This window comes from Ruegeria sp. A5, assembly GCF_056543005.1.
Map to the genome: position 1 here is coordinate 63,930 of NZ_JBQGAV010000010.1, position 24,837 is coordinate 88,766.

At 57.4% G+C, this 24,837-nt stretch carries 23 protein-coding genes; 10 read left to right on the forward strand and 13 right to left on the reverse strand.

Going from position 1 to position 24,837, the window contains the following annotated elements:
* Positions 1–55: 55 nt before the first annotated feature.
* The 6 genes from ACR0AY_RS18580 to ACR0AY_RS18605 all read right to left on the reverse strand — a co-directional run bounded on the left by ACR0AY_RS18580 (position 56) and on the right by ACR0AY_RS18605 (position 6,607).
* Entirely contained in the window at positions 56–1,339 is a 1,284-nt protein-coding gene (locus ACR0AY_RS18580) for an ABC transporter substrate-binding protein (protein WP_170408764.1), read from the reverse strand.
* 73 nt (positions 1,340–1,412) lie between these two features.
* Positions 1,413–2,489 carry a branched-chain amino acid ABC transporter permease gene (locus ACR0AY_RS18585; protein WP_170408765.1) on the reverse strand — a complete coding sequence of 359 codons (1,077 nt, stop codon included), beginning with the start codon at positions 2,487–2,489 and terminating at the stop codon, positions 1,413–1,415.
* A gap of 3 nt (positions 2,490–2,492) precedes the next feature.
* On the reverse strand, positions 2,493–2,750 hold the full coding sequence (locus tag ACR0AY_RS18590) for a hypothetical protein (protein WP_170408766.1): 258 nt from the start codon (positions 2,748–2,750) through the stop codon (positions 2,493–2,495).
* A gap of 3 nt (positions 2,751–2,753) precedes the next feature.
* Positions 2,754–3,740, reverse strand: coding sequence for a branched-chain amino acid ABC transporter permease (locus ACR0AY_RS18595; protein WP_170408767.1), 987 nt, complete (start codon positions 3,738–3,740; stop codon positions 2,754–2,756).
* A 29-nt stretch (positions 3,741–3,769) separates the two neighbouring features.
* Positions 3,770–4,588: an ABC transporter ATP-binding protein gene (locus ACR0AY_RS18600; RefSeq protein ID WP_170399285.1), complete on the reverse strand. Its 819-nt coding sequence runs from the start codon at positions 4,586–4,588 to the stop codon at positions 3,770–3,772.
* A gap of 75 nt (positions 4,589–4,663) precedes the next feature.
* The gene (locus ACR0AY_RS18605) at positions 4,664–6,607 is read right to left on the reverse strand and encodes an AMP-binding protein (protein ID WP_170515561.1); all 1,944 of its coding nucleotides are present in this window, start codon (positions 6,605–6,607) and stop codon (positions 4,664–4,666) included.
* Positions 6,608–6,694: 87 nt separating this feature from the next.
* Between ACR0AY_RS18605 and ACR0AY_RS18610 the strand changes: the two genes are divergently transcribed.
* Both ACR0AY_RS18610 and ACR0AY_RS18615 read left to right on the forward strand, forming a co-directional pair.
* Positions 6,695–7,054, forward strand: a complete 360-nt coding sequence (locus ACR0AY_RS18610; protein ID WP_480454499.1) for a hypothetical protein — start codon at positions 6,695–6,697, stop codon at positions 7,052–7,054.
* Positions 7,055–7,306, forward strand: coding sequence for an LCCL domain-containing protein (locus tag ACR0AY_RS18615; protein ID WP_170515422.1), 252 nt, complete (start codon positions 7,055–7,057; stop codon positions 7,304–7,306). It abuts the gene before it with no gap.
* A gap of 15 nt (positions 7,307–7,321) precedes the next feature.
* Here the strand turns inward: ACR0AY_RS18615 and mutT are convergent, their stop codons facing one another.
* From mutT to ACR0AY_RS18630, 3 genes are read right to left on the reverse strand one after another with little or no spacing between them, the layout of a single operon-like run.
* Positions 7,322–7,720, reverse strand: coding sequence for an 8-oxo-dGTP diphosphatase MutT (mutT, locus tag ACR0AY_RS18620; protein WP_170334201.1), 399 nt, complete (start codon positions 7,718–7,720; stop codon positions 7,322–7,324).
* A complete protein-coding gene (argJ, locus tag ACR0AY_RS18625) occupies positions 7,717–8,943 on the reverse strand; it encodes a bifunctional glutamate N-acetyltransferase/amino-acid acetyltransferase ArgJ (protein WP_170515425.1) in 1,227 nt (408 codons plus the stop codon). Before argJ ends, mutT begins: the two co-directional genes overlap by 4 nt.
* 4 nt (positions 8,944–8,947) lie before the next feature.
* Positions 8,948–9,796 carry a peptidylprolyl isomerase gene (locus ACR0AY_RS18630; protein ID WP_170399297.1) on the reverse strand — a complete coding sequence of 283 codons (849 nt, stop codon included), beginning with the start codon at positions 9,794–9,796 and terminating at the stop codon, positions 8,948–8,950.
* A gap of 176 nt (positions 9,797–9,972) precedes the next feature.
* On the opposite strand from ACR0AY_RS18630, the gene secA reads away from it, so the two are divergent.
* The 3 genes from secA (at position 9,973) to ACR0AY_RS18645 (ending at position 15,292) form a co-directional block, all read left to right on the forward strand.
* Positions 9,973–12,690 carry a preprotein translocase subunit SecA gene (gene secA, locus ACR0AY_RS18635; protein WP_170515428.1) on the forward strand — a complete coding sequence of 906 codons (2,718 nt, stop codon included), beginning with the start codon at positions 9,973–9,975 and terminating at the stop codon, positions 12,688–12,690.
* Positions 12,691–12,790: 100 nt separating this feature from the next.
* The gene (locus ACR0AY_RS18640; RefSeq protein ID WP_480454500.1) at positions 12,791–13,708 is read left to right on the forward strand and encodes a hypothetical protein; all 918 of its coding nucleotides are present in this window, start codon (positions 12,791–12,793) and stop codon (positions 13,706–13,708) included.
* A gap of 27 nt (positions 13,709–13,735) precedes the next feature.
* On the forward strand, positions 13,736–15,292 hold the full coding sequence (locus ACR0AY_RS18645; protein WP_170515431.1) for a phosphate ABC transporter substrate-binding/OmpA family protein: 1,557 nt from the start codon (positions 13,736–13,738) through the stop codon (positions 15,290–15,292).
* Between the two features lie 3 nt (positions 15,293–15,295).
* Here the strand turns inward: ACR0AY_RS18645 and radC are convergent, their stop codons facing one another.
* The 3 genes from radC to dnaK all read right to left on the reverse strand — a co-directional run bounded on the left by radC (position 15,296) and on the right by dnaK (position 19,343).
* Positions 15,296–16,051, reverse strand: a complete 756-nt coding sequence (gene radC, locus ACR0AY_RS18650; protein WP_170515434.1) for a RadC family protein — start codon at positions 16,049–16,051, stop codon at positions 15,296–15,298.
* 158 nt (positions 16,052–16,209) lie between these two features.
* Positions 16,210–17,361, reverse strand: coding sequence for a molecular chaperone DnaJ (gene dnaJ / locus ACR0AY_RS18655; protein ID WP_170399308.1), 1,152 nt, complete (start codon positions 17,359–17,361; stop codon positions 16,210–16,212).
* 74 nt (positions 17,362–17,435) lie between these two features.
* A complete protein-coding gene (dnaK, locus tag ACR0AY_RS18660) occupies positions 17,436–19,343 on the reverse strand; it encodes a molecular chaperone DnaK (RefSeq protein WP_170515437.1) in 1,908 nt (635 codons plus the stop codon).
* Between the two features lie 213 nt (positions 19,344–19,556).
* On the opposite strand from dnaK, the gene ACR0AY_RS18665 reads away from it, so the two are divergent.
* The gene (locus tag ACR0AY_RS18665) at positions 19,557–20,159 is read left to right on the forward strand and encodes an alpha-ketoglutarate-dependent dioxygenase AlkB (RefSeq protein WP_170636723.1); all 603 of its coding nucleotides are present in this window, start codon (positions 19,557–19,559) and stop codon (positions 20,157–20,159) included.
* A 54-nt stretch (positions 20,160–20,213) separates the two neighbouring features.
* Here ACR0AY_RS18665 and ACR0AY_RS18670 read toward each other — a convergent pair whose 3' ends face one another.
* Positions 20,214–21,041: an ABC-2 transporter permease gene (locus ACR0AY_RS18670; RefSeq protein ID WP_170515440.1), complete on the reverse strand. Its 828-nt coding sequence runs from the start codon at positions 21,039–21,041 to the stop codon at positions 20,214–20,216.
* Positions 21,042–21,163: 122 nt separating this feature from the next.
* On the opposite strand from ACR0AY_RS18670, the gene cysQ reads away from it, so the two are divergent.
* Genes cysQ through ACR0AY_RS18690 form a run of 4 tightly spaced genes read left to right on the forward strand, consistent with a single transcriptional unit; the run spans position 21,164 to position 24,784 of the window.
* Positions 21,164–21,961, forward strand: a complete 798-nt coding sequence (gene cysQ, locus ACR0AY_RS18675) for a 3'(2'),5'-bisphosphate nucleotidase CysQ (RefSeq protein ID WP_170515168.1) — start codon at positions 21,164–21,166, stop codon at positions 21,959–21,961.
* Positions 21,961–22,761: a 3-deoxy-manno-octulosonate cytidylyltransferase family protein gene (locus ACR0AY_RS18680; RefSeq protein WP_170515443.1), complete on the forward strand. Its 801-nt coding sequence runs from the start codon at positions 21,961–21,963 to the stop codon at positions 22,759–22,761. The genes cysQ and ACR0AY_RS18680 overlap by 1 nt, the downstream gene beginning before the upstream one ends.
* The gene (gene galE / locus ACR0AY_RS18685; protein ID WP_170515446.1) at positions 22,758–23,741 is read left to right on the forward strand and encodes a UDP-glucose 4-epimerase GalE; all 984 of its coding nucleotides are present in this window, start codon (positions 22,758–22,760) and stop codon (positions 23,739–23,741) included. Before ACR0AY_RS18680 ends, galE begins: the two co-directional genes overlap by 4 nt.
* Positions 23,738–24,784, forward strand: a complete 1,047-nt coding sequence (locus tag ACR0AY_RS18690; RefSeq protein WP_170515449.1) for a glycosyltransferase family 2 protein — start codon at positions 23,738–23,740, stop codon at positions 24,782–24,784. Before galE ends, ACR0AY_RS18690 begins: the two co-directional genes overlap by 4 nt.
* Positions 24,785–24,837 lie beyond the last annotated feature (53 nt).

Sequence of the window (24,837 nt, forward strand, 5' to 3'; positions counted from 1 at the left end):
CGAGTGTGGGGTTCGGGGCGGCAGCGATCCGCCGCCCCGTTTGGTTCAGAGCACCTTATTCGCAGCGCTGAGAAATATTGTTCTCAGCAGCATATGCGCCCGAGTCTTCGTCGATCAGTGCGTTGATGACCTCAGCGTCAGTCGGTTCGAAGCCCTGAATCGAGTTCCAGGTACCCGCCGCTGCATCCCACTGAACAACGCCGACAAGGCCTGGGCCGCCGTGGTTTTCGCACGAGACCGCGAATTCAGGTCCGAAACCGGCCATACCCAACGCTTCCATCTTGGCGTTGGTGATCTCCAGCGCCTCCATGCCATCGCGCATCATCGATGCGTCGATTTCGGCAGTGCCGTGCATCTCTTGCGCGGTTTTCACTGCTTCTGCGGCCAGCATCGCAGCATAGAGGCCGCGGTTGTACTGCACCGTACCCAGTTGATCACCGGCGCCTGCAGCTTTGCCCGCATCGACGACATATTTCTTCAGGTCGTCATAGACAGGATAGTCGTCGCCCAGACCGGTGAAGGTCAGCGCTTTGTAGCCGGTGGCCTTATCACCCGCAGGCTCAACATCAAACTCGGCCCCGGACCACCAGACGCCGATGAAGTTCTCCATCGGGAAGCGGATATTGGCGGCTTCTTGCACGGCGACCTGGTTCATAACGCCCCAGCCCCACATGATCACATAGTCGGGCTTTTCCCGGCGGATTTGCAGCCACTGCGACTTCTGCTCCTGACCGGGGTGGTCGACCGGCAGCAGGGTCAGGTCATAGCCATGTTTTTCAGCCAGTGTTTCCAGCGTACGGATCGGTTCCTTGCCATAGGCCGAGTTGTGATAGACCAGCGCGATCTTCTTGCCGCTCAAGTCGCCACCGTTTTCGTCCAGCAGATAGTTGATCGCGCCCGACGCCCCGTTCCAGTAGTTGGCAGGATAGTTGAACACGTTGCTGAACACCTTACCGTTCGCCGCCGAGGTGCGGCCATAACCCATCGTGTGCAGCGGAATGCCGTCTGCGGTCACTTTAGGGATCAACTGATAGGTGATGCCGGTGGACAGGGGCTGATAGACCAAAGCACCTTCGCCCTTGGTCGATTCATAACATTCCACGCCTTTTTCCGTGTTATATCCGGTCTCGCATTCGATCACGTTGGCCGCAACACCGCCGATACCGCCATCGCGTTCGTTCAGCAGTGTGAAGTAGTCGGCATATCCGTCCGCAAATGGGATACCGCCGGCCGCATAAGGCCCGGTCCGGTAACTGAGCGACGGGAATACGAGGTCGGCCATGACCGGGCCTGCGGCCATCACGGCGCCCAGCGCCAGGGTTGCCAGTTTCTTTTTCATCGGGTGTCTCCTCCCTTGGTTGATCCGATGTTGGGTTTCGGGTTTCACACCCGTCTTTTCGTTGGGCCGGTCCTTAGTGCGGGAACGGCCAGAGTCTGAGTTTCTCTTTCGCCACACGCCAGAGCTGCGCCAGACCGTGCGGTTCGAGGATCAGGAACATGATGATCAGAGCACCGACGATTACGAGGTTCAGGTGCGCCACGATATCTGTGGGCCAGCCCAGCAGATCGACGCCAAGCAGTTTCAAAACGACTGGCAGCAACACGAGGAAGGCGGCACCGGCAAAGGACCCAAAAATAGACCCTAATCCGCCGATAATCACCATGAACAGCACCAGGAACGATTTTTGAATGCCGAACACTTCTCCAACCTCGACCGCGCCCAGATAGACCGCAAAGAACAGCGCGCCGGCCACGCCCACGAAGAACGAACTGACAGCAAAGGCGGTCAGCTTGGCCTTGAGCGGGTTCACCCCGATGATCTCGGCCGCGATGTCCATGTCGCGGATTGCCATCCAGGTACGACCAGTGGTGCCGCGGGTCAGGTTACGCGCGATGATCGCGCAGACGGTCAGGAAGATCAGGCAGAACAGATAAGTCGCCCATGCCGGAGCATTCGGGCCGGTGATGATGATCCCAAATACGTCGCGTTCCGGCGCATTGATCTGGCCCGAGGCCGAGTAGTTGTAGAACCACGGCACCCGGTTAAACAGCCACACAAGAAAGAACTGCGCCGCCAGCGTGGCAACCGCCAGATAAAAGCCTTTGATCCGCAGTGATGGTAAGCCGAATAGGACACCCACAATGGCGGTGATGCCGCCGGCTAGGATCACATGGATGAACATGCTAACATCGGGAAAGGCCGTCATCAGCTTGTAGCAGGCATAGGCCCCCACTGCCATGAACCCGCCGGTGCCCAGCGAGACCTGCCCGCAATAGCCCACCAAAATGTTCAGCCCGATCGCAGCGATGGCATAGATCAGGAATGGCAGAAGCAGCGCATTGGCCCAATAATCGTTGATGATGAACGGAATTATTCCAAACGCCACCGCCAGAACGACATAGTACCGATACCGGTCAAACTTGATCGGGAAAGTCTGGCTGTCGGCGATATATGAGGTTTTGAAATCCCCGGCCTCACGATAGAACATGTCTTACTTTCCCCATTCTTCCTGCGCCCGATTGCGGGCAGCGGCGTCCAGTTGATTGGACCCTTTGGCATATCCGGTGGCCTCGGAAGCGCGCACCAGTTTCATGTAAGCCAGGATGCCCATGACCAGCCCGGCAAAGGCCAGAATTACAGCGATCACAAGTTGGCCCTCGGTCAGATCGCTCGATGTCAGGGCGATGTAGCCGAAGGCCCAAAACCCCGCCCATGCGATCACGTTGATGATGGCAATCAGCTTGGTCACGCCCTACACCCTCTCGATGATCTTCTCGCCGAACAGGCCCTGAGGTCGGAACACGAGGAATATCAGCGCCAATACATAGGCAAACCAGTTCTCAGTCGCACCGCCAACCATTGGGCCGATGGCGAACTCGAACAGTTTCTCACCCACACCGATGATCAGGCCACCGACGATGGCTCCGGGGATCGAGGTGAACCCGCCTAGCATCAGCACCGGCAGCGCCTTCAGCGCGATCAGCGACAACGAGAACTGAACGCCCGATTTGGTGCCCCACATGATGCCCGCGACCAGCGCCACAAACCCGGCGACCGACCAGACCATGATCCAGATGAAGTTCAGCGAAATCCCGACCGATAGCGCCGCCTGATGGTCATCCGCAACCGCACGCATCGCCCGACCCTGCTTGGTGTACTGGCTGAACGCGACCAGAGCCGCCACCAGAAGTGCTGCGATGATCGTGGCCACGATGTCCAGATTGTCGATGAAGAAACCGTAGTCGAAGATATTAAAGGTCGTCTCGTCAATCCACAGGTTGATACCCTGCGGCAGACCCACATCCAGCGTCTTGATCTCGGACCCCCACATCAGGTCGGCGACGCCCTCAAGGAAATAGGCCAGACCAATGGTCGCCATGAACAGGATGATCGGCTCTTGCCCGACCAGATGGCGCATGACGAACCGTTGCACGCACCAGGCCAGCAACACCATCACGGCCATGGTCAGAATAATCGCAAGCAACGCGGGCACATTCCAACCAAAATTATAGACGTGCGTGCCGAAAGTCGCGTTGATCAGGTGCGCAAAAGGCACCTGCCCGTTCATGATTCCGACCAGCGTCATCGCCGCAAACAGGGCCATAACCCCTTGGGCATAATTGAAAATCCCCGACGCCTTGTAGATCAACACAAAGCCCAGCGCGACCAGCGCATACAGCACCCCAGCCATCAGACCGTTGAGGATGACCTCCATCGCGAAGATTAATTGTTCAGGCATGCCAGCCCCTCCCCAATTCTGCCCGGACCTCAGTCATGGCTGACCCCCAAATAGGCATCAATGACTTCTTGGTTGTTGCGCACCTCATCCGGGGTGCCGTCACCAATCTTTTTGCCGTAATCCATCACAACCACACGGTCGCTCAGATCCATTACCACGCCCATATCGTGCTCGATCAGCGCAATCGTGGTGCCAAACTCGTCATTCACGTCGAGGATAAAGCGGCTCATGTCCTCTTTCTCTTCGACGTTCATCCCGGCCATCGGCTCATCCAGCAGCAGCAGTTTCGGTTCCGCCGCCAGCGCGCGCGCCAGTTCGACGCGTTTCTTCAACCCGTAAGGCAGGCGGGACACCGGCGTTTTGCGGATGTGCTGAATCTCAAGGAAATCAATGATCTTCTCGACCGCCTCGCGGTTCTCGGTCTCTTCTGCCTCGGCCTTGCCCTTCCACAGCGCTTGCTGAAGAATATTGGTCTTCATAAAACCCAAACGCCCGGTCATCACGTTATCCAACACGCTCATCCCTTCGAACAGAGCGATGTTTTGAAACGTCCGCGCGATCCCCTGCTGCGCCACCTCAAACGGCCGCATCGGAGGGCGCTTGGAGCCGTGAAACCAGACCTCACCTTCTTGCGGGACATAGAACCCCGAGATCACATTCAGCATCGAGGACTTACCCGCCCCGTTTGGCCCGATGATTGCCCGGATCTCACCCTCACGGATGTCGAACGAGATATCCTTGATGGCCACCACGCCGCCAAAGCGCAGGGTGATGTTCTTCATCTCCATCACCACACCGCCGATCTTGCGGCCGTCTTCGGTGACATATCCTTCGGAGTTATCCAGCATCAGAACCTCCCTGACACAAAAACGGGACGGCGGGCGGGGCGATGACCGCAGGTCGAGCGGCGCGCGTCAGCCCACTCATTCCGCCGCCACCTTGTGCTGCGCGACCGGAACCACTGGCGCATCGACAATTTCCAACGTCGCAGAAATCGATCCCTTACGACCATCTTCATAGGTCACTTCAGTCGTGGTCGAAACGCTCGACGACCCGTCATACAACGCCGCAATAATGTCGCTGAATTTGTCCTCGACAAACCCACGCCGCACCTTGCGGGTCCGAGTCATCTCGCCATCATCGGCATCCAGTTCCTTGTGCAGAACCACAAAGCGATGCACCTGACAGCCCGATAGCATTTCATCCGCCGCGACCGACTTGTTTACCTCTTCAACGTGGCTCCGAATCGTCTCTAACACACGAGGATGTCCCGCAAGTTCCTGATAGGACGCGTAGGCCACGTTGTTGCGTTCCGCCCAGTTTCCGACCGCCGTCAGGTCGATATTGATGAAAGCCACGCATCGATCCTTGCCATTCCCGAACAGCACGACTTCAAGAATATCGGGATAGAACTTCAGCTTGTTCTCGACATATTTCGGCGCGAACATCGAACCATCAGCCATCTTGCCCACGTCTTTGGCACGGTCAATGATCCGCAGATGGCCGGAGTTCTCCTCGATGAACCCGGCATCCCCCGTCGCCACCCAACCTTCGGCATCCTTAGTCGAGGCCGTTGAATCCGGGTTGTTGTAATACTCGACGAACACGCCGGGTGAGCGGTAATGAATCTCGCCCTTATCATCGATCTTCAGCTCGACATCCGGCGCCGGAACACCAACCGTATCCGCCCGTACCTCGCCATCCGGCTGCACGGTGATGAACACGGTCGCTTCGGTCTGACCGTAAAGCTGCTTCAGGTTGATGCCCAAAGAGCGGTAGAAATCAAAGATTTCCGGCCCGATCGCTTCACCCGCCGTATAGCCCACACGGAACCGGCCATAGCCAAGCGTATCCTTGAGTGGCCCATAGACCAGCAGATTGCCCAACGCATATTTCAACTTGTCGCCAAAGCCCACCGGCTTGCCGTCCAGCAGCAATCCACCAACCCTCTTGGCATGGGCCATGAAATAATGGAACATGCGCTGCTTCAGCTTGCCCGCATCCTCCATCCGGATCATCACGTTGGTCAGCTGGGTTTCGAACACCCGCGGTGGAGCAAAGAAATAGGTCGGCCCGATTTCACGCAGGTCTGTCATCATCGTGTCGGCGCTTTCGGGGCAGTTCACGCAGAAGCCGCACCAATAAGCCTGACCAATCGAGAATATGAAATCGCCAACCCAAGCCATCGGCAAGTAAGACAGGATGTCTTCGTTCCGGGTAAGATGATCGAATTCCGCCGAGTTCTTAGCGCTTTCGATAACATTCCGGTTCGACAGCACCACGCCTTTGGGCTTGCCCGTGGTGCCCGAGGTATAGAGCATCACGCAGGTATCGTCATAGGTGATCGCAGCGATACGCTTGTCCAGTTCGGCGTCAAACCGTGCATGACCGGCGCTGCCCTCGGCCATGATGTCCTCAAGCGCGTTCATCTGCGAGTGGTCGTATTTCCGCATCCCCCGCTTGTCGGTGTAGAGTATGTGTTTGACCTGATGCAGGTTTTCCTGAATTTCAATGACCTTGTCGACCTGCTCCTGATCACCGCAGACGACATATTTCGCACCGCAATGTTCCAGCACATAGGCCATCTCTTCGGCGACCGAATCCTGATACAGAGGCACCGGCACCGCGCCTACCATCTGAGCGGCAACCATCGACCAGTAATGGGCGGGACGGTTCCGACCAATCACAGCAATATGGTCACCCTTTTCAACGCCAAGTTCTAGAAACCCAAGCGCGATGGCACGGATTTCTTTGGCGGCTTCCGCCCAGGTCCAGCATTGCCAGATCCCGAATTCCTTTTCCCGATAGGCCGGGACATCCCCGAACTGGGTCACATTGCGGTGTAATAGCGCCGGAAGAGAGTCCATCCCTTCAGCGCCCGACTGCGTCTGAGCCAATCTTTTTCTCCTCCCCATCCGACCCCTCCCCGGGCCGAAAATGGCGGGTTCGGGATGGTGCCCGAACGCCAATGCCCCGATAAGGGACGTCGTAACGATCAGCGTCAAGTTTTGCCTGATGTTTTCTCAATTCTTACGAATTGTAACAAGGGCGGAGGAGTGAAGTTCCGAGTTGTACAAGATGTAAAAACCGTTGAACTGGATAAACAAGCGCTGCCAAAAGCGAATACAACCGCCGCGTTTCTTTGGGCAATGCGTGAGTTCGAGATAGAATTGATAATGCATAGAGCTCAGCAGATCATATTTGTGGCCATCGCGATTTTTGTGATCGCTGGTAGCGGGAGTCGACCGATTTCAGCCGATGAGCTAAAGGATTGCCCCGGCCATATTGGTGAACTTGACTTACCCATTGAGTGAATGTGCACAAAAGAGGCGCAACGGATACGGCCGTTCAATGTACAGGGATGCGAAGTGTACGCTTGGTGGAGCAACATTTGTATGGCCGCGGTGCACGCGGGAATTGCTACGCGTGAGGGCGGGCCAGTCCGGATCGAACAAAGGGAACCTCAAGCAGAATACGTCGGTTGCCTTCGTAACGATATGTTCAGCAATGACATGCACCACAGTGATTTGCCAAGCTTTGTCGTTTTGCCAGTTGAGTCAGATTAGAGTCTTTTCAGGGGCTTATAGCCAATCCCTCAGGATCGGGATCAACGGCACATCTGCCGCAGGCATCGGGTAGTTCCTCAGATCATTCGCACGCACCCATTTCAGCGCCTGACCTTCTTTCGATTGCGGTATGCCCTCCCATTTGCGGCAGGCAAACAGCGGCATCAGCAGGTGGAAATCGTCATAGCTGTGGCTGGCAAAGGTCAGCGGCGCGAGGCACGAGGCCCAGGTGTCGATGCCCAGTTCCTCGTGCAACTCGCGGATCAGGGCGGCCTCGGGGGTTTCGCCGGGTTCGATTTTGCCGCCGGGGAATTCCCAGAGACCGGCCATGGATTTGCCCTCGGGACGTTGGGCCAGTAGGACGCGGCCCTCGATGTCGATCAGAGCGACAGCAGACACCAATACTGTCTTCACGAGCGATAATCCGCGTTGATCTCGATATATCCGTGGGTCAGATCGCAGGTCCAGATGGTGGAAGCGCCCTGACCCAGTCCCAGATCGACTGCGATCACCAAATCCTGACCTTTCATATAGGCCGCAGCGTCTTCCTCGCGGTAGTCGGGGCTGACCCAGCCTTTTTCAGCCACAAGGATGTCTCCGAACGATATGCTCAAAAGGTCGCGGTCTGCAGCAGCACCGGATTTGCCGATGGCCATGACGATGCGGCCCCAATTCGGGTCCTCGCCCGCGATGGCGGTTTTGACCAGCGGGGAGTTGGCGATAGCCAGCCCGTGAGTTTTGGCATCAGCATCCGTGGCGGCGCCGGTCAGACGAATTTCGACGAATTTCGTGGCCCCTTCGCCGTCGCGGACCACTTGCTGCGCAAGGTCCAACATCACTGTTTCCAGCGCTTGCGCGAAAGCGGCATTGCCGGTGGCATCGACGCCCGATGCCCCGGTGGCGCAAAGCAAGAGGCTGTCGGATGTCGAGGTATCGCTATCCACGGTGATGCAGTTGAAGGTCCGGTCGGTCTGCGCGCCCAGCATCGCCTGCAGCGCTGTCTGCTCGATCTGAGCGTCGGTGAAGATATAAACCAGCATCGTCGCCATATCGGGCGCGATCATGCCGGAACCCTTCGCTATCCCCGCAATAGAGACTGTTTGGCCGCCAATATCGACCTGCGCCGACGACCCCTTCGGGAAGGTGTCGGTGGTCATGATCGCGCGCGCCGCGTCCTCGATCGCGTGACGGCTGAGGCCCGCCTTCAACGCCTCAAGCTGGGCAACGATGCGGTCATGGGGCAGCGGCTCGCCGATGACACCGGTCGACGAGGTAAAAACCCGATCTACCTCAACACCGGTAGCTTTGGAGACGGCTTGCGTCACCTCGGCCACTGAGGTCTGCCCGTAATGGCCGGTAAACGCATTGGCGTTGCCCGAATTCACAAGGATCGCTGCAGGCCCGTCGCCGGGCCCGCCGATCTTGTCCTGACAATCCAGAACGGGGGCCGCACGGGTGGCCGAGCGGGTGAACACTCCGGCCACCGAGGTGCCCGGATCAAGAACGGCCAGCATCACATCGGTGCGGCCTTGATATCGGACACCAGCCTCGACAGTGGCGAAGCGCACACCGTCGATCGCGGGCAATTCGGGGAAGGCCGCCGGGGCCAGCGGTGAAACCTTGGTTATCGTGGCCACGGGGCTACTCCTGCAGCAGCTCCAGCTGGCGCATGACCTCGGGGCCGGCGCCCTCGAGCGCGGGACGCTCGATCTGCGCTTGCTGCGTCAACTCGTCAATCTTGGCCTGAATTGCTTCTTGCCGAATGGTCTGAGCCAATTCATCGCGCACGACCGCCAATTCGGGGGCCTCGGTCTTGCGCTTGTCGTTCAGCGTGACCACGTGCCAACCAAACTGGGTTTGCACCGGATCCGAGACCTGACCCTTTTCAAGGCCAAGCACGGCACCTTCAAACTCGGGCACCATCTGGCCTTTGCCGAACCAGCCCAGCGCACCGCCATTGGGGCCAGAGGGTCCTGTGGATTTTTCTTTCGCTAGCTCAGCGAAATCTGCGCCTTCTTCAAGTTGGGCTTTGACAGCTTTGGCTTCGTCCTCGGATTCGACCAGAATGTGGCTGGCATTGAACTCGTCTTCGCCCTGAAACTCGGCGAATTGCGTGTCATAGGCGGCCTGTATGGCCTCATCAGTGACACTGGCGGCTGTCAGCGCTTCGACGGTTTGTACGGCGCGCAGGGACCGGGTTTCGTTTTCCAGTCGAAGGGCGTTTAGTGTATTCAGCTCTTCCTGTTCAAGGCTCAGCAGGTGCTGCTGGACCAGTTGCTCGAGGATGAAATCATATAGCACCTCATCTTCAAGCTGCTGATACTGCGCCGGCAGCGCCGAGGCGGTGGCGATGACGTGACCCAATGTGATCTCGTCGCCGTTCACGCGGGCAACCACGGTGTTGGCATCCGGTGCGTCCTGGGCGGCCAGCGGCAACGCCATCACGGCAGCAAGCGCAAGCGATGGCAGAAAAGTGAGGCCTTTGGGCATGGAATTATCCTATTTCTTTGCCGCGACAGGGCGCAGCGTTGACACTGTGGAACCTGCCCCTTACATCGCTTTGAAGCCTTGGACAGGGCCGCCTTTCACCCCCCGTATCTAGGGGCTGCGCGCAAGGTGGGCAAGCCTGTCGCAACCAAGAAAAAAACAGATCCGCTGGAGTGAACATGCTGGGACTCGGAACGCTCGCCAAAAAGGTGTTCGGAACACCGAACGACCGCAAGATCAAGGCGGCCCGCCCGCTGGTCGAAAAGATCAATGCGCTGGAGCCGGAGTTCGAGATCCTGACCGACGATGGCCTGATCGAGAAAACCGCTGAGCTGCGCAAACGAGCGCTGGACGGTGAAAAGCTGGATGACTTGTTGCCGGAAGCATTTGCCAATGTCCGCGAAGGGGCCAAGCGCGCCCTAGGTCTTCGGGCCTTTGATGTGCAGTTGATGGGTGGTTTGTTCCTGCACCAGGGCAATATCTCGGAAATGAAAACGGGTGAAGGCAAAACCCTGGTCGCCACCTTCCCCGCCTATCTGAATGCACTGACCGGCAAGGGCGTACATGTGGTCACGGTGAACGAATACCTGGCCAAGCGCGACTCGGAATGGATGGGCAAGGTATTTGCGTCCGTTGGCATGACGACCGGTGTGATCTGGTCGGGCCAACCGGATGCCGAGAAGATGGCGGCGTACAAGTGTGACATCACCTATGCCACAAATAATGAGTTGGGCTTTGACTATCTGCGCGACAACATGAAGGCCGATCTGGAACAGGTCTATCAGAAGCACCACAATTTCGCGATCGTCGACGAAGTCGACTCGATCCTGATTGATGAGGCGCGGACACCGCTGATCATCTCGGGGCCTGCACAAGACCGATCGGACCTTTATACTGCCATCGATACCGTGATCCCGACGCTGCAGGACGATCATTACTCGCTTGATGAAAAAAGCCGCAGCGTGACGTTCACCGATGAAGGCAACGAGTTTTTGGAGCAGCAACTGCTTTCAGCGGGTCTGCTGCCCGAGGGGCATTCGCTGTACGACCCCGAAAGCACCACTGTAGTGCATCACGTCAATCAGGGCCTGCGCGCGCATAAACTGTTCCAACGCGACAAGGACTATATCGTTCGGGATGGCAATGTGGTGCTAATCGACGAATTCACCGGTCGGATGATGCCGGGCCGCCGCTTGTCGGAAGGTCTGCACCAAGCCATCGAAGCCAAGGAAGGCGTACAGATTCAGCCCGAGAATGTGACGCTGGCCAGCGTGACATTCCAGAACTATTTCCGCCTCTATGACAAGCTGTCCGGCATGACGGGTACTGCGCTGACCGAGGCGGAAGAATTTCAGGAAATCTATGGTCTGGGTGTGGTCGAGGTTCCGACCAACAAACCAATCGCGCGTGAGGACAAAGACGACCAGGTCTATCGCACCACAGCCGAAAAATACGGTGCCATTATTGAACAGGTCAAAAAGGCCGGTGAAAAAGGTCAGCCGGTTCTTGTCGGCACGACGTCGATCGAAAAGTCCGAAGTGATCAGCCAGATGCTGACTAAGGAGGGTATCGAGCACAATGTTCTGAACGCCCGTCAGCACGAACAGGAAGCCCAGATCGTGGCAGATGCCGGCCGTCTGGGTGCGGTGACCATCGCCACCAACATGGCGGGTCGCGGTACTGACATCCAGCTGGGCGGTAACGTTGAGATGAAGGTGCTGCAGGCGCTGGCCGAAAACCCCGAGGCTGACCCGGCCGAGTTGCGTGCGGCAGAAGAAGCCAAGCACGCGGAAGAAAAGGAAAAGGTGCTGCAGGCCGGTGGTCTTTACGTAATGGCGTCCGAACGTCATGAAAGCCGCCGGATCGACAACCAGCTGCGCGGGCGTTCGGGACGCCAAGGTGACCCGGGCCGCACCGTGTTCTACCTGAGCCTGGAAGATGACCTGATGCGCATCTTCGGTTCGGAACGTCTGGACAAGGTCCTGACCACGCTGGGCATGAAAGAGGGCGAGGCAATCATTCACCCCTGGGTGAACAAATCGCTGGAACGGGCGCAATCCAAGGTCGAAGGTCGCAACTTTGACATGCGCAAAAACGTTCTGAAATTCGACGACGTAATGAACGATCAGCGGAAAGTCGTGTTCAGCCAGCGGCGTGAAATCATGTCAGCGGATGATCTGTCGGATGTCGTGTCCGATATGCGTGAGCAGGTGATCGACGATATGATCGACGAATTCATGCCGCCAAAATCATATGCAGATCAATGGGATACAGAAGGTCTGCACGAAGCGGTCAAAGACAAGCTGACCATCGATGCGCCGGTTCAGGACTGGGCCGCCGAGGAAGGCGTTGATGACGAGCAAATCCGCGAACGTCTGATCAAGGCCGCCGATGAAATGATGGCGCAGAAGGCCGTGGCCTTTGGCCCGGAAAACATGCGCAACATCGAAAAGCAGGTTCTGCTGCAGACTATCGATGGCAAATGGCGCGAACATCTTTTGACGCTGGAGCATCTGCGCTCGGTCGTGGGTTTCCGTGGCTATGCACAGCGCGATCCGCTGAACGAGTACAAGAACGAAAGCTTCCAGCTGTTCGAAGGGATGCTTGATTCCTTGCGCGAAACCGTCACTCAGCAATTGTCGCGCGTGCGCCCGCTGAGCGAAGAAGAACAGAAGGAAATGCTCGCACAGATGGCGGCGCAACAGGCACAGGCGCAGAAAGCTGTGGATCAAGCTGCCGGGAATGCTGAGGCGATCGCCGAAGCCGAAGCGTCTGGTGACCGTCGTCCGGGTTTTGTCGAGGATGATCCTTCGACTTGGGGTAACCCGTCACGCAATGATCCTTGCCCCTGTGGCTCGGGGAAAAAATTCAAACATTGCCACGGCAGGTTGACTTAACGTCACCTGCTTTCCACCACAATGAGTCCGCCTCACGGCCACATATTGGCCTTGATTGGGAAGCAAATTGCGACTCGCTCCTTCAACTGGGGAGGGTGTCTTGTTTGTCATTAAGAACTACGTGACCACGGGCGGAACCGTTGCCTGCGCTCTGGCCATTGGATATTTGATGCAAAGCGGATCGGCGCAGCAACCCAATGCTGAGCCGAGCGGTGAACGCGTCGCTTCGATCTCGGAACAGGACTCGGACCTGACCGGACTGGAAAGCGTTGTCCTGACCTCTTCTTCCCCGACAGAAGCACGTCCCAAGGATCTATCTCAATCCATACGCTCAGCGCCAGAAACCAGCCGTTTGCCTTCGAATTGCGATATGAGCGCGCGCGCCATGGCTGTGCCCGGCGCCAACGTACGGCTGCGGGTCAAGGCCCCCTGCCACGCCAATGAGACCATTGAGGTTCATCACAACGGGCTGGTTTTCAGCACCGAGACCGATGCGCTTGGCGGCTTGAACCTGACCATCCCGGCGCTGTCGGAGTACGCTATTTTCCTGATCTCGCTGCCGGATGAGAAAGGCACCGTTGCGACGACGCATGTGCCCGAGATCAACAGCTTCAACCGGGTTGCCTTGCAGTGGCAGGGCGAAACCGATCTGCAGCTTCATGCGCTGGAATTCGGCGCAGGTTACGGGGAAGAAGGCCACGTTTGGTCAGGGTCCCAGACCGGCGGCGCGGGCTCGGTGATCCATCTGGGTCAGGGCGGTTCGGACGTCGCGCGCAATATCGAGGTTTATTCCTACCCCATTGAGACCGCAACCGAAGCCGGAAGTATCACACTGTCGGTTGAAACTGAGGTCACTGAAGCAAATTGCGGCAAGCCCCTAAGCGTGCAATCATTGGAATGGCGCGCGGAACGGCTACGCTCACACGACCTGTCGCTGGATATGCCCGGTTGTGAGGCAGCTGGCGATTTTCTGGTGTTGAATAATCTGTTCTCAGACCTGACAATCGCTGCCAAATAAAAGCAGCAGGCAGATCTACGGTTTCCAATGAACATTCTTCGTGCGGCGTTCGCCGCGCTTTTTGCCTTATCCTTGGCACAGAGCGTATTCGCGCAGGACATCACTTTGACCTCGCATGACGGCAAGGTAGAAGTGGTCGGCACCCTTCTTGGTTACGACGGTGAATTCTACCGTGTCGATACGCTATTCGGAGAGCTGACGGTCGATGGATCGGGGGTCACCTGCGACGGCCCAGCTTGCCCCAACCTGACGGATTTTGTGGCCGAAGTTCGGTTCTCTGGCTCATCAGTGATCGCCGAGACGCTGCTGCCCGCACTTGCACAGGGCTTTGCCATCGAGGAAGGGTTAACCCTGTCACAGCCCGAGGGCACCGGAGACCTGCGGGTCTACGCTCTGCATCACCCTGATCGGCAGGCGCCTTTGGCGAGGTTCATATTTCGTGCAACGGATACGGCTGACGGCTTTATCGATCTGGTTGAGAACACCGCAGATGTCGTGTTGGCGCAGCGGGAAATTCGATCAGACGAACTGGAGTTGACCAAAGCCGCCGGGCTCGGAGATCTGACGCATACCCGTCGGTCGCGCGTCTTGGCTCTGGATGCAATCGTGCCAATCGTGTCGGCCGACAATCCCGTGCGCCAGATATCGCTTGCTGATCTGGTGAAGGTTTTCACCGCCGAGGTCGCAAATTGGGGCGATCTCGGTGGGCCTGATGCGCCGATCTCTCTGCATCTGCCACAGGTCGGTTCCGGGCTGGATCAGGCGGTCGAGGATTTGCTGTTAGCACCTGCCAACGCACATATGACCGCTCAGATCACGCGCCACGATCGAAACAGCAATCTGGTGCGCACGGTCTCGAACGACCCGTTCGCGCTCGGCGTCGCCAGTCTTGCCGAGGCCGGGACTGTGCGCGCCCTGCCTCTGACCGGTGGGTGCGGACATGCCTTGCCGGCAACGCGGCAATCGGTCAAGACCGAAGATTATCCGCTGACCTCACCCATGTTTTTCTATTTGCCACAAAGACGATTGCCCAAAGTCGCGCGACAGTTTTTGGCCTATACCCAAAGCAGCGCCGCACAGATGGTCATCCGGCAAGCCGGATTTGTCGATCAATCCCTTGAAACAATCCAGGTTGGGCTGCAAGGCGATCGGCTGGCCAATGCGATCAGCACCGGTGGAGCTGAGGTCGGGTTGGAAGAGTTGCAGCGCATGATCGAAACCCTCCGTCCACTTTCGCGGCTATCTTTGTCCTTTCGGTTCGAACCGGGGTCGTCGCGACCCGATGCTCAGTCCCGGTCAAACATCTTGAACCTTGCGCAAGCTTTGGAAAGCGGAACGTTGGAGGCGCGTCAATTGATCTTTGTTGGGTTTAGTGACGGCGAGGGCGCGGCGGTCGCCAATTCACGTATTGCCCTGCAGCGAGCCAAAACCGTCCGAAACGCAGTGCTGGCATCGGTCGAAACCAGCCTCCCCGACAGCATCGAAATCAGTGTCGAGGGCTTTGGCGAGGCCATGCCGATGGCCTGCGACGACACCGAATGGGGCCGCAAGGTGAATCGTCGGGTCGAAGTTTGGATCCGATAACCCTTACAAATAGCCTTGCGAGCGGAAACTCAGTTCAGCCGATTTCCCGATGATCAGGTGATCATGCAAAGTCAGCCCAAGGGCGGAACACGCATCCTGAATCCGGTTGGTCATATCGATATCCGACTGCGACGGCGTCGGATCACCGGATGGATGATTGTGGACCAGGATCAGAGCCGAGGCATTGAGTTCCAACGCCCGCTTCGCGACCTCTCGCGGATAGACCGGCACATGATCCACCGTGCCTTTGGCCTGCTCTTCATCCGCAATCAGCACATTCTTGCGATCTAGATAAAACACACGAAACTGCTCGATCTCGCGGTGCGCCATCGTGGTGTGACAATAGTCCAGAAGCGCATCCCATCCCGAGATCACATGCCGTTGCATCACCCGGGCACGCGCCATGCGGTGGGCACAGGCCTCAAGGATTTTCAGATCGGTAATCACCGTGTCCCCAACGCCTTTGATCTGACGCAGCCGTTCCTCGGGTGCCGTCAACACACGATTGAAATCACCAAACGCATCCATCAGCGCGCGCGCCAGCGGTTTCACATCCTGACGCGGGATGGATCGGAACAGAGCAAGTTCCAGCAGTTCATAATCCGGCATCGCTGCTGATCCGCCAGACATGAACCTTTCGCGCAGCCGCTTGCGATGGTCTTTGATGTAGGAGGGTAACCGACCAACGGGCAGCGGCTGCGCCGGTGCTTCATCCGTATCGAACAGCATGGGGGCTTCGGCAAAGGCGTCTTGGGTCATAACACCACTCTGACGCAGAATCGGTTTCCGAAAAGTTAACGCGCCCTATCCCTGCCTGCCGGATCGGCAACACACGGATCCCCTGTTTCATCTGGCCATAAATATCTCGGGGGGGGTCGCCCAAAGGGCGATGGGGGCAGAGCCCCCTGCTCAACCGTTTAACCCTTCATGCCATCCCAGAAGGACTTTACAGAAGAGAAAAAGCTTTTAGATTCCGGGTGGTTATCTTCACCCAAATCGTCAAACTCACGCAGAAGTTCTTTCTGACGACTGGTCAGATTGACCGGAGTTTCCACGGCAAGTTCGATGAACATATCCCCGATGCCTCCGCCGCGCAGGGCGGGCATGCCTTTGCTACGCAGACGCATCTGGCGTCCCGACTGGCTGCCAGCAGGAATCTGAACACGACCGCGACCACCGTCGATGGTCGGCACCTCGATCGAACCGCCAAGTGCTGCCTTGGCCATGCTGACTGGCACACGGCAATAGAGGTTCACGCTGTCACGTTCGAACAGCTTGTGCTCGGAAACTTCGACAAAAATATAGAGGTCACCGGGAGGACCACCACGCATTCCAGCCTCACCCTCACCGGCCAGACGAATCCGGGTGCCGGTCTCGACACCGGCAGGGATGTTCACGGACAATGCGCGATCTTTTTCAACGCGTCCCGCACCTTGGCACGACTTACAAGGGTTCTTAATGATCTGACCCAAACCAGAGCAGGTCGGGCAGGTGCGCTCAACCGTGAAAAAGCCCTGTTGCGCGCGAACCTTGCCCATGCCGGAACAAGTCGGACATGCAGTAGGTTCAACACCACCTTCGGCACCAGTTCCCTCGCAAGAGGAACAGGCCACAGCCGTAGGAACGTTTATGGTTTTCTGCAGGCCTGCATAAGCCTCTTCCAGCGTGACCCGCAGGTTATAGCGCAGGTCTGAACCGCGTGCAGCGCGACGGCCCCCGCCTGCCCCACGCTGGCCACCCATGAAGTCGCCGAACAGGTCGTCGAACACGTCAGAGAACGCGCTGGAGAAATCGCCCTGACCGAAGCCGCCACCGGGACGGCCGCCGCCACCGCCCATGCCGTTTTCAAACGCGGCGTGACCAAAGCGGTCATAAGCGGCTTTCTTGTCAGCATCGCGCAGAACATCGTAAGCCTCGTTGGCCTCTTTGAACTGCGCCTCGGCATCGGGGTTGTCCTTGTTGCGATCGGGATGCAGCTGTTTGGCTTTCGAGCGAAAGCCTTTTTTGATCTCATCCGCAGAAGCGCCCTTGGACACGCCGAGCACTTCGTAATAGTCGCGTTTGGACATCAGTATTTCCTTCTGCCTCAACGTAATCGGGCCGGCCCGGCAACCGGACCGGCCCAAATTGGCCCGGTTACCCGTTAGTTACGCTTGTCGTCGTCCAGATCTTCGAACTCGGCGTCGACAATGTCATCGTCACCCGGCGCGGCATCTGTGGCTGCGGGCTCATCTTCGCCCTCTTCCGCCTGTGCCTTATAGATCGCCTCACCCAGTTTCATGGCCGCTTCGGTCACGTTCTGGATGCCCGACTTGATCTTGTCGGCATTGTCCGTTTCCAGCTCATCCTTGAGCGCAGCAACGGCCAGTTCGATCGCTTCGACGGTCGACGGGTCGACCTTGTCGCCATGTTCCTCGATCGATTTCTCGGTCGCGTGGACAAGGCTTTCGGCCTGGTTCTTGGCTTCGACCAGCTCTTTGCGCGCCTTGTCCGCCTCGGCGTTTTCCTCGGCATCCTTGACCATCTTGTCGATATCTTCGTCCGACAGACCGCCCGAGGCCTGAATGGTGATCTTCTGCTCTTTGCCGGTGCCTTTGTCCTTGGCCGAAACCGAGACAATGCCGTTGGCGTCGATGTCAAAAGTCACCTCGATCTGAGGCATGCCGCGCGGTGCGGGCGGGATCTCTTCCAGATTGAACTGACCGAGGATCTTGTTGTCCGCAGCCATTTCACGCTCACCCTGGAAACAGCGGATGGTCACGGCGTTCTGATTGTCCTCGGCGGTCGAGAAGACCTGGGACTTTTTCGTCGGAATGGTCGTGTTGCGGTCGATCAGTCGGGTGAATACGCCACCCAGCGTCTCGATGCCCAAGCTGAGCGGGGTCACGTCCAGCAGAACCACGTCTTTGACGTCGCCCTGCAGAACACCGGCCTGAATGGCGGCGCCCATGGCAACAACTTCGTCCGGGTTCACACCTTTGTGCGGCTCCTTACCGAAGAACTTGGTGACCTCTTCGATCACTTTCGGCATCCGGGTCATACCACCGACCAGAACAACCTCATCCACGTCGCCAGCCGACAGGCCTGCGTCTTTCAGGGCAGCCTGGCAAGGCTTCATCGACTTCTTGATCAGGTCGCCAACCAGCGATTCCAGCTTGGCGCGGGTCAGTTTCATGACCATGTGCAACGGCTGACCGTTCGAACCCATCGAGATGAACGGCTGGTTGATTTCGGTCTGCGAGGTCGAGGACAGCTCGATCTTGGCTTTTTCAGCGGCTTCTTTCAGACGCTGCAGGGCCATCTTGTCGGCAGACAGGTCGACACCGTGTTCCTTTTTGAACTCATCCGCCAGGTAGTTGACGATGCGCATGTCAAAGTCTTCACCACCCAGGAAGGTGTCACCGTTGGTCGATTTGACTTCGAACAGACCGTCGTCGATTTCCAGAATGGTTACGTCGAAGGTACCACCACCAAGGTCATAAACCGCGATGGTTTGGGTTTCTTCTTTGTCCAGACCATAGGCCAGCGCAGCTGCTGTCGGCTCGTTGATGATCCGCAGCACTTCCAGACCGGCAATTTTACCGGCGTCTTTGGTGGCCTGACGCTGTGCGTCGTTGAAGTATGCCGGAACGGTGATAACCGCCTGCGTGACTTCCTCACCCAGATAGCTTTCTGCGGTTTCCTTCATCTTGCCCAGAGTGAAGGCCGAGATCTGGCTTGGGGAGTACTTTTCACCGCGGGCTTCAACCCACGCGTCGCCATTGCCGCCATCAACGATGGCGTAGGGCACCATTTTCTTGTCTTTTTCGACTTCTGCATCATCCACACGACGACCGATCAGACGCTTGACGCCAAAGATCGTGTTGTCGGGGTTGGTGACCGCCTGACGTTTTGCAGGCTGACCGACCAGACGCTCATCTTCTGTAAAAGCGACGATCGAGGGCGTGGTACGCGCCCCTTCAGCGTTTTCGATGACCTTCGGCTGCGAGCCGTCCATGATGGCCACACACGAGTTGGTGGTACCGAGGTCAATCCCGATTACTTTTCCCATATTTTCAATCCCTTTCCATTCAAGGCGATGTCCCGAGGGTTGGACCCGTTGCGGCATCCTGCCCCCGATTGATGTGCGCGACAGTACTACACCATCGCGCGTCGAGGCGTATATAAGGGCGAGAACAGGGGCCTGCAAGCGTTCAGAAACGCAGGTTTTCGGGAATCTGTGGCCTTTTTTGGCAAGGTTTTGGCAAGGTTTGGGGATTCTGGAATGGCGCGGCTGTTATTGCGCGGATTTGATATTCGGAAAGGCTATTTGGATGCGGCGGCGCAGTCGCATCTAGTTGACCTGCTTAGGCCGATTCTGAAAGTGGCACCGCTTTATCGGCCCGTGACACCTTCGGGCAAGGAAATGTCAGTGCGCATGACCTCGGCCGGGGTGCTGGGATGGGTCACTGACCGGGCGGGCTATCGGTATCAGGACACGCACCCAAAGGGCATGACATGGCCCGCGATTCCAGATGAGATATTGACCATCTGGCAAGACCTGACCTGCGCGGATCGCCAGCCCGATTGCTGTCTGATCAACTATTACGGTGAAGGCACCAAGATGGGCCTGCATCAGGACAAGGATGAGGCCGATTTCTCGTGGCCCGTGCTGTCGATTTCATTGGGCGATGACGCGCTGTTCCGCATCGGCAATACAACACGGGGTGGCAAGACCGAGTCGATCTGGCTGAGCTCGGGCGATGTGGTGATCATGGGCGGCCCGGCACGCTTGACCTATCACGGGGTTGATCGCATCCGGTTTGGATCATCCAAACTTTTGCCAAAGGGCGGACGCATCAACCTGACTTTGAGAGTCGCAACGTGAAACACAATCCAAATTCGGGATCAGCTTTTCAGGATAAAGTGTGCACCGCCAAGATCAGCGTCGCGCATCCCAGCTTTTCGAGACCTGCTTACGGGTATAGAACTCGCCCAGCAGGCCGATCATCGTCAGGATTATCCCGACCCAAAGCGCGTATTCCCAACTGGAGTTGCGGGGAAAGTAGTTTCGGAACACAAAACCACGGCATTGATCTATGATGTGAAACAGCGGGTTCCACGCAAACATAGTCAGCATGAACCCACCCAATGCGTTGCCGACGAACATCTTGCCAGAAAATATCATGTTCAGACGACGGTACATACTTGTCAGGATGCTTACTGTATTTGGAAACCAGGGCTTTAGCGCCAGAAACACAAGACCGACCGAGCATCCTACAAACCATGCCAGCAAAAGCATCCCAAAAGCACCGCCGGGCTCCTGAATTACAAGGGGCGAGACGGCTACGCTGTAGACGAACAGGATGACCAGGATCGAGGCAAGCTGCGTGTACAGAATACCGAAGGCAGAAGCTGACAACATCACCATCATGGTCATCGGCGAATGCAGTGTCATCGGATTGTTGCCGGATCCAACCCCGGCGATAGCAGCGACAGACTTGATATGCGTCAGGAACAGAAAAACTCCGGAGAGCAGGAACAAAACCATCTCGCCCCGGATTTTGGCCATGCCGGTCATTCGACCAATTAGCGTCATAAGTATATAAAACGCCGTCACCAGAAGAACGACCTGAACAATGTTTATCAGGATTGCGATCACCGCATTTGAATGCTGCGAGCGGATATTGCGGACCACCGCATGGAATATAAGCTCGGCGGTGGTGAAAACCCCGCCCAGCAACGACTGATTTCGCTTGTAGTGAAACACCCGAATACTCTTTCCTGCTGTGTCAGCCGCAAATTGGCACGAAATTCTTGCTGTTCCGTATCCATCGCATCATAAGTCCGTGAGATGCCCTGATCAACAAACCACAGGAACGGAGCTTTTTTGTGACTTATGACGCGCTTATTCCCGTCATCCGGCGGCTGGCCTTGCAGGCAGGCGACAAGATCATGCAGATCTATGAAGCAGATGATTTCGACGTCAAGGTCAAGTCAGACTCAAGCCCGGTAACCGAGGCGGACGAGGCGGCGGATGCTTTGATCTCGGCCGGATTGCGCGAGGCTTTTCCAGATATCCTGCTGGTGACCGAGGAACAGGCAGCTTCGCATTCCGAAAAGGGTGATACCTTTCTGATCGTTGATCCTCTGGACGGCACCAAAGAGTTCATCAACCGGCGGGGCGATTTCACCGTAAATATTGCTCTGGTCGAGAACGGCGTGCCGACGCGCGGTGTGGTTTACGCACCGGCGCGGGGGCGGATGTTCTATACGCAAGCCGATGGGCAAGCTGTCGAGGAAACCGGCGCACTGGACAAAGATCAGCCGGGTGTGTTGACGCCAATATCAGTCTCTAAACCAAACAATTCGGCGCTGATGATCGTTGCATCCAAGTCGCATCGGGATCAGGCGACCGAGGACTACATCAACAAATATCAGGTGCGCGACAGCAAAAGTGCCGGGTCGTCGCTGAAGTTCTGTCTGGTGGCGACGGGAGAGGCCGACCTCTACCCCCGTGTTGGCCGCACCATGGAGTGGGACACCGCTGCGGGCCACGCGGTTCTGGCCGGTGCGGGCGGACATGTGGTGCGCTTTGACGACCATTCGCCGCTGACCTACGGCAAAGACGGCTATGCCAATCCATTTTTCATCGCCTATGCTCCAGGCGTTGAGCTGAAGGAAGCCTGATGTCAGTATTGATTGCCATTCCCGCGCGCTACGCTTCGACCCGCTATCCAGGCAAACCTCTGGTTCCGCTGACCGGGGCAAACGGAACCAGCATGACTCTGATCGAACGATCCTGGCGCGCTGCGATTTCCGTGTCAGGCGTAGATCGCGTGGTTGTGGCAACCGACGATGACCGTATCCGCGAAGCCTCAGAGGGGTTCGGTGCCGAGGTGGTGATGACTTCAGACACCTGCCGCAACGGTACCGAACGCTGCGCCGAGGCGCACTCGGCTCTGGGTGGCGGTTATGACATCGTCGTCAACCTGCAAGGGGATGCGCCTTTGACCCCGCATTGGTTTGTTGAAGACCTGATCTCGGGTCTGCGCAACGCGCCGGATGCGGGTGTGGCCACCCCCGTGCTGCGCTGTGACGGGGACGCCCTGAACGGATTACTGAACGATCGCAAGCAAGGCCGGGTCGGGGGCACTACAGCGGTGTTCGGCAATGACCACAGCGCGCTTTACTTCTCGAAAGAAGTGATCCCTTTCACAGCCGAGACCTATGCCAGCAGTGACCCGACACCGGTATTCCACCACGTCGGAGTTTATGCCTATCGGCCTGACGCTCTGAATGCTTATCCGGGCTGGACTAGCGGTCCGCTGGAGACACTGGAAGGGTTGGAACAGCTGCGCTTCATGGAAAACGGCCGCAAGGTTCTGTGTGTCGAAGTCGAAGCCAAAGGTCGTCAGTTCTGGGAACTGAATAACCCGCAGGACGTGGCCAAGATCGAAGAAATGATGGCCGCTATGGGGCTTGAATGACAAATATTCTGGTTACAGGTGGCGCAGGTTATGTCGGCTCTCATGCCTGCAAGGCACTGACAAGGGCAGGGTATACGCCCGTAACCTATGACAATCTTGTCACCGGATGGCAGGGCGCGGTGAAATTCGGCCCTTTCGAGCAGGGCGACCTGCTGGACCGCGCCCGGCTGGACGAAGTGTTCGCCAAATACCAACCCGCCGCCGTGATACATTTCGCCGCCCTCAGTCAGGTCGGCGAAGCGATGGTTGAGCCCGGAAAATATTGGTCGAACAATGTCACCGGTTCGCTGACACTGATACAGGCGGCTGTGGATGCGGGATGTTTGAACTTTGTGTTCTCGTCGACCTGCGCCACCTATGGCGAACATGACAACGTTGTGCTGGACGAGAGCACTCAGCAGCAGCCATTGAATGCCTATGGTGCCTCGAAACGAGCGATCGAGGACATCTTACGTGATTTCCAAGCCGCATATGGCCTGAAGCACGTGATCTTCCGCTATTTCAACGTGGCCGGGGCCGACCCGGATGCCGAAGTTGGAGAGTTTCACCAACCAGAAACCCATCTGGTCCCGCTGATGCTGGACGCCATCGATGGCAAGCGGGGTGGCTTGACTGTATTCGGCACCGATTACGACACACCCGACGGCACCTGCATCCGCGATTATGTACACGTCTGCGATCTGGTCGATGCACATGTACTGGGGCTGAAGTGGCTAGAACAGGGCAAAGAAAGCCGCGTGTTCAATCTGGGCACCGGGTCGGGGTTTTCGGTGATGGAAGTCATCGAGCATTCCAAGGCCGTCACCAACCGCGCGGTACCCTACAGCATCGGCCCGCGCCGGGCCGGGGATTGCACGCGTCTAGTTTCAGGCTCGGTCCGAGCCAAGGAAGAGCTGGGCTGGACACCAAAAAGATCAACGTTAAAGACGATGATCACGGATGCCTGGCGTTGGCATCAGAATGGCGGCTATACCAAGTGAGGCTTGAGGATCAGCCGCTGACCTGGGTGCAGCGCTACAAGCTGCGCCTGAAACGCAAGCGGCTGTTGTGGCGATCCTTTCGCAGCCGCCATCAACTGAAGTCGTTGACTGACAACACGCAAAAGATCACACCCGGCGCCATTCTGGCCTTTACCACGCTGCGGAATGAGATCAGCCGTCTGCCGTGGTTCTTTCACCATTATCGCACGCTGGGCGTTGATCATTTTCTGATGGTGGATAATGGCAGCGATGACGGCTCAGTCCCGTATTTGCTTGAACAGCCGGATGTGTCGCTGTGGCGGACTACGGCAAGCTATCGCGCGTCTCGGTTCGGGTTGGATTGGCTGACTTGGCTGCAGTGGAAATTTGGGCACGGCCACTGGACGTTGATGGTCGACGCCGATGAGTTACTGATCTACGCCCATCACAACACCCATACGCTGCGCGATTTGACCGCATGGCTGGACGCGCGCGGACAAGCCACGTTTGGGGCGATGATGCTGGATCTCTATCCCAAAGGTCGGCTGGGCACGCAAAGTTATGATCCGCATTCCGATCCAACCGATTGCCTGAACTGGTTTGACCCCGGCCCCTATCGTGCCCAGCGCCAAAGGCCGATGGGCAACCTTTGGGTTCAGGGAGGCGTACGCGAGCGGGCGTTTTTTGCAGATCAGCCCCAAAAATCACCGACCCTAAACAAGATCCCTCTAACCCGGTGGTCACGACATATGGCCTATGTGAATTCGTGCCATTCCGCGCTGCCCCGGTTCTTGAATTTTGAATATGACGGTCCGGGTGGGCAGACCGCCTCGGGCGTGTTGCTCCACACGAAATTCCTGCCTGAGGTTGTCGACAAATCGCGGATCGAAAAACAGAGGCGGCAACATTTTCACGACCCCGATCGGTTCGGCGCCTATTATGACGGGATCATCAGCGGGCCTGATCTTTGGACTTCTGACTCGGTCAAACTAGGTGATTGGCAACAGTTACAAGACCTTGGGCTCATGAACGCGGGCGGATTTCCTGCCACAGGGGGGAAGTAAACCGGATTTAAACCCGTTGCCTCACAAGGTGCAGAGATGTCATAAAACGTTAA

Bases quoted from the DNA above. Each gene is read 5' to 3' on its own strand.
- ACR0AY_RS18630 (WP_170399297.1), bottom strand. From the start codon at position 9,796: ATGCCCAAAGGCCTCACTTTTCTGCCATCGCTTGCGCTTGCTGCCGTG.
- ACR0AY_RS18585 (WP_170408765.1), bottom strand. From the start codon at position 2,489: ATGTTCTATCGTGAGGCCGGGGATTTCAAAACCTCATATATCGCCGAC.
- galE (WP_170515446.1), top strand. From the start codon at position 22,758: ATGACAAATATTCTGGTTACAGGTGGCGCAGGTTATGTCGGCTCTCAT.
- dnaK (WP_170515437.1), bottom strand. From the start codon at position 19,343: ATGGGAAAAGTAATCGGGATTGACCTCGGTACCACCAACTCGTGTGTG.
- ACR0AY_RS18605 (WP_170515561.1), bottom strand. From the start codon at position 6,607: ATGGACTCTCTTCCGGCGCTATTACACCGCAATGTGACCCAGTTCGGG.
- ACR0AY_RS18580 (WP_170408764.1), bottom strand. From the start codon at position 1,339: ATGAAAAAGAAACTGGCAACCCTGGCGCTGGGCGCCGTGATGGCCGCA.
- dnaJ (WP_170399308.1), bottom strand. From the start codon at position 17,361: ATGTCCAAACGCGACTATTACGAAGTGCTCGGCGTGTCCAAGGGCGCT.
- secA (WP_170515428.1), top strand. From the start codon at position 9,973: ATGCTGGGACTCGGAACGCTCGCCAAAAAGGTGTTCGGAACACCGAAC.
- ACR0AY_RS18680 (WP_170515443.1), top strand. From the start codon at position 21,961: ATGTCAGTATTGATTGCCATTCCCGCGCGCTACGCTTCGACCCGCTAT.
- ACR0AY_RS18595 (WP_170408767.1), bottom strand. From the start codon at position 3,740: ATGCCTGAACAATTAATCTTCGCGATGGAGGTCATCCTCAACGGTCTG.
- ACR0AY_RS18645 (WP_170515431.1), top strand. From the start codon at position 13,736: ATGAACATTCTTCGTGCGGCGTTCGCCGCGCTTTTTGCCTTATCCTTG.
- ACR0AY_RS18600 (WP_170399285.1), bottom strand. From the start codon at position 4,588: ATGCTGGATAACTCCGAAGGATATGTCACCGAAGACGGCCGCAAGATC.
- radC (WP_170515434.1), bottom strand. From the start codon at position 16,051: ATGACCCAAGACGCCTTTGCCGAAGCCCCCATGCTGTTCGATACGGAT.
- ACR0AY_RS18665 (WP_170636723.1), top strand. From the start codon at position 19,557: ATGGCGCGGCTGTTATTGCGCGGATTTGATATTCGGAAAGGCTATTTG.
- ACR0AY_RS18615 (WP_170515422.1), top strand. From the start codon at position 7,055: ATGTGCACAAAAGAGGCGCAACGGATACGGCCGTTCAATGTACAGGGA.